Origin of the sequence: Mycobacterium sp. (genome assembly GCF_035653355.1) — a bacterium.
Lineage (GTDB): Bacteria > Actinomycetota > Actinomycetes > Mycobacteriales > Mycobacteriaceae > Mycobacterium.
This window is the reverse complement of the sequence record NZ_DASRBZ010000297.1, coordinates 1-3,763: the sequence shown is the minus strand read 5'-3', so window position 1 is coordinate 3,763 and position 3,763 is coordinate 1. Positions and strand designations below refer to the sequence as shown.

General features: G+C 66.8%; 4 protein-coding genes and 1 pseudogene. All 5 read right to left on the bottom strand.

Features of this window, described 5'->3' with window-relative positions; all coding sequences use genetic code 11:
- Positions 1 to 807, bottom strand: an 807-nt coding sequence (locus VFA16_RS10395) for an argininosuccinate synthase (RefSeq protein WP_324967733.1), incomplete at its 3' end; no start/stop codon positions are given.
- Between the two features lie 12 nt (positions 808 to 819).
- Complete coding sequence (locus VFA16_RS10390; protein ID WP_324967732.1) at positions 820 to 1,329, bottom strand: arginine repressor; 510 nt, start codon at positions 1,327 to 1,329, stop codon at positions 820 to 822.
- Complete coding sequence (gene argF, locus VFA16_RS10385) at positions 1,326 to 2,252, bottom strand: ornithine carbamoyltransferase (protein WP_324967731.1); 927 nt, start codon at positions 2,250 to 2,252, stop codon at positions 1,326 to 1,328. The genes VFA16_RS10390 and argF overlap by 4 nt, the downstream gene beginning before the upstream one ends.
- On the bottom strand, positions 2,249 to 3,445 hold the full coding sequence (locus VFA16_RS10380) for an acetylornithine transaminase (protein WP_324967730.1): 1,197 nt from the start codon (positions 3,443 to 3,445) through the stop codon (positions 2,249 to 2,251). Before VFA16_RS10380 ends, argF begins: the two co-directional genes overlap by 4 nt.
- Positions 3,442 to 3,763: pseudogene (locus VFA16_RS10375) on the bottom strand (acetylglutamate kinase); the annotation flags it as partial. The pseudogene VFA16_RS10375 and the gene VFA16_RS10380, both read right to left, overlap by 4 nt.

Below are 3,763 nucleotides of genomic sequence, written 5' to 3'. Positions count from 1 at the left end.
GCGGCTCTTGATGCCGACCAGCCGGTCCTCCACGACGTCGAGCCGCCCGACACCTTGCGCGCCGCCGCGGCGGTTGAGCTCCTCGATGGCCTGCAAGACCGTGACGCGCCTGCCGTCGATCGACACCGGCACACCGCATTCGAACCCGACGATCACCTCGTCCGGGGTATTCCAGTTGACGGTTGGATCTTCGGTGTAGGAGTACACGTCTTTGGTCGGCGCGTTCCACAGGTGTTCCAGGAAGCCGGTTTCCACCGCGCGGCCCCAGACGTTCTGGTCGATCGAGAACGGCGAACGCTTGGTGACGTTGATCGGGATGGCGTTCTCCTCGGCGAACGCAATGGCCTTTTCGCGGGTCCACGCGTAGTCACGAACCGGTGCCAGCACCTCCAGATCCGGTGCGAGCGAGGCGAATCCGACCTCGAAGCGCACCTGGTCGTTGCCCTTGCCGGTACAGCCGTGCGCGACGATGCCGCCGCCGTATTGACGTGCCGCCGCGACCAGGTGTTTGACGATGAGCGGCCGACTGATCGCCGACACCAGCGGGTAGCGATCCATGTAAAGACCGTTGGACTTAATCGTGGGTAGGCAGTAGCCCTCGGCGAACTCGTCGCGGGCATCGACGACGACCGCCTCGACCGCGCCGCAGTCCAGCGCCCGCTGGCGCACCACCTCCATGTCCTCGCCGCCCTGGCCGAGGTCGATGGCGACCGCGACGACCTCCCGGCCGGTCTCCTTGCCAATCCAGCTGATCGCAACCGAGGTGTCCAGACCGCCGGAATACGCCAGGATGACGCGCTCGGACATGAACCAATCTCCTTACGTTACTTCAGCTTTGTTCAACTGCCGCAAAGCGGCTTCGAGTTCGGCGCCGGTCATCGGCTCGCGAGCCGCCACGAAGATGGTGTCGTCACCGGCGATGGTGCCGACGACGTACGGCAGCGCCGCACGGTCGATCGCGCTCGCCAGATAGTGGGCGGCACCGGGCGGGGTGCGCAGCACGGCCAGATTCCCGGTGGCGTCGGTGGACACCAGCAGCTCACCCAGCAGCCGGGACAACCGGCCGGTGCCCCCTGCCACGCCACGTACCGGGCTGCCGTCTTCAGGAACAACGTAGACCCCGACACCGCCGTCGGCGCCCCGAAGCTTGACCGCGCCGAGTTCTTCCAGGTCCCGCGACAGGGTGGCCTGCGTGACTTCGATGCCCTCCGCGGCCAAAAGCGCGGCGAGTTCGCTTTGGCTGCGCACCGACGCCGACGACAGGATCGCCACAATGCGGGCCTGCCTGCCGGCGCGGGTGACGTCGGGTGTGGTCTTAGAACGAGTCATCGTGACCGCTCCAGCAACCAGACCAGCAGCGCCTTTTGCGCGTGCAACCGGTTCTCCGCCTCGTCCCACACCGCACTATGCGGGCCGTCGATCACCTCGTCGGTGATTTCGTGGCCACGGTGGGCCGGAAGACAATGCAGCACAATGCAATCGGGATTAGCCAATGCCACCAACTCGGAGTTGACCTGGAAGGGCCAGAACGGCTGCAACCGGTCGACCCCGTCGTCCTCTTGTCCCATCGAGGTCCAGGTATCGGTCACCAAAACATCGGCCTCGGCGGCTGCCGCGCGCGGGTCGGTGGTCACGGTCACCGACGCGCCGGTAGCCGCAGCACGCTGGTTGGCGGCGACGAGAACTGCCGTATCGGGAGTGAACCCGTCGGGAGCCGCGATGGTCACGTGCGTGCCGGCGGTGACGCCGCCGAGCAGCAGCGAGTGTGCCATGTTATTGGCGCCGTCACCGAAGTAGGACAGCTTCAGGCCGGGCAGCGATCCCTTGCGTTCGGCGATCGTCTGCAGATCCGCCAGCACCTGGCAGGGATGAAACTGGTCGGACAACGCGTTCACGACCGGCACGGTGGCGTCCGCGGCCATCGCGATCAGCCGGTCCTGGCCGAAGGTGCGCCAGACGATCGCATTGACATAGCGAGACAACACCTTTGCGGTGTCGCCCAATGTCTCGTCTCGGCCCAGCTGGGTGCTGCGGGCGTCGACGACCACGGCGTGCCCGCCCAGCTGAGCGATGCCCATCTCGAACGAGAACCGGGTACGCGTGGAGTTCTTGTCGAAGATCACCGCTACGCCGCGCGGCCCCTCCAGCGGACGGCAGCTCAGCGGATCTTTCTTCAGTCGAGCCGCCAAGTCCAGCACATCGGCCTGTTCTTGCGGCGACAGGTCGTCATCGCGCAGAAAGTGTTTAGTCACGTCGTCTCCCCGGCGGTATCGAGGATGCCCGGTAGCGCCGTAATGAAAGTGTCGATCTGGTGCTCGGTAATGATCAGCGGCGGCGCCAACCGGATGACCTCGGGTGCGGCCGCGTTGATCAGGAAACCGCCGCTGCGCGCAGCGGTCTCGACGTCTTTGGCTATCGGCGCGGTCAGCACGACACCGCACAACAATCCGCGGCCCCGAACGTGGTCGACGAGCGGATGGCCAAGCGATTCGATGCCGTGCCGCAACGACTTTCCCAGCACCTCGGCGCGGCGCACCAAGTCGTCGGCCGCCAGCACACGCAGCACCGCCAAGGCCGCGGCCGCGCACACCGGGTTGCCACCGAAGGTGCTGCCGTGCAGACCGGGCGTGAGCAACTCCGCTGCCGGGCCGACCGCCAGGCACGCCCCGATCGGCAACCCACCGCCGAGACCCTTGGCCAAGGTCACCACATCCGGGGTGATGCCGTCGTGCTGGTGGGCGAAGAACGTGCCGGTGCGTCCCATCCCGGTCTGCACTTCGTCGAGCACCAGCAACGCGCCGTGCCGGGCGGTGATGTCGCGGGCCGCAGCAAGATAGCCGTCGGGCGGCACGACGACACCGCACTCCCCCATGATCGGTTCCAGGAACACCGCTGCCGTGTCATCGGAAACCGCCGCCGCCAGCACGTCGACGTCGCCGTACGGCACGTGCGTGACGTCGCCGGGCAGCGGTGCGAAAGGCGCCTGCTTGGCCGGCTGGCCGGTCAGAGCCAGCGACCCCATCGTGCGGCCGTGGAATGCGTCTTGTGCAGCAACAAGTTTCGTACGGCCGGTCAGCCGGGACAGCTTGAACGCCAGCTCGACGGCCTCGGTGCCCGAATTGCACAGGAACACCCGCGCCTCGGCACCCAACAAGGCGACCAGTGCCTCAGCCAGCGCGATACCGGGTTCGGTGGCATACAGGTTGGAGGTGTGGCACAGCGTCGACAGTTGCTCGGTGACCGCCGCGATCACCGCGGGGTGGCGATGGCCGAGAATGTTTACCGCGATGCCGCCGAGCAGATCCAGGTAGGACTTGCCGTCGACGTCGGTGACCACCGCGCCGTCACCGCTGGCCAGCGCCACCGGCGGGACGCCGTAGTTGTTCATCATCACCGCAGACCAACGCTGCCGCAGCACTGCGGTATTGGTCGTGACGCCGCTCATCCGCTGACCACCTTGGTGCCAGTGCCCGCGTCGGTGAACAGCTCGACCAACACGCAGTGCTCCACGCGTCCGTCGATGATGTGCGCGCTCGGCACACCGCCGGCAACGGCACGTAGGCAGGCTTCGACCTTCGGGATCATCCCCTCCTCCAGCATCGGCAGCAGTTGAGTGAGTGTCGCGCTGTCGACCTCGCTGACCAGCGAATCGCGGTCCGGCCAGCGGGTGTACACCCCTTCGACATCGGTGAGCATCAACAGCTTCTCGGCGCCCAGCGCTTCGGCCAGCGCCGCCGCCGCGGTGTCGGCGTTGATGTTGTAC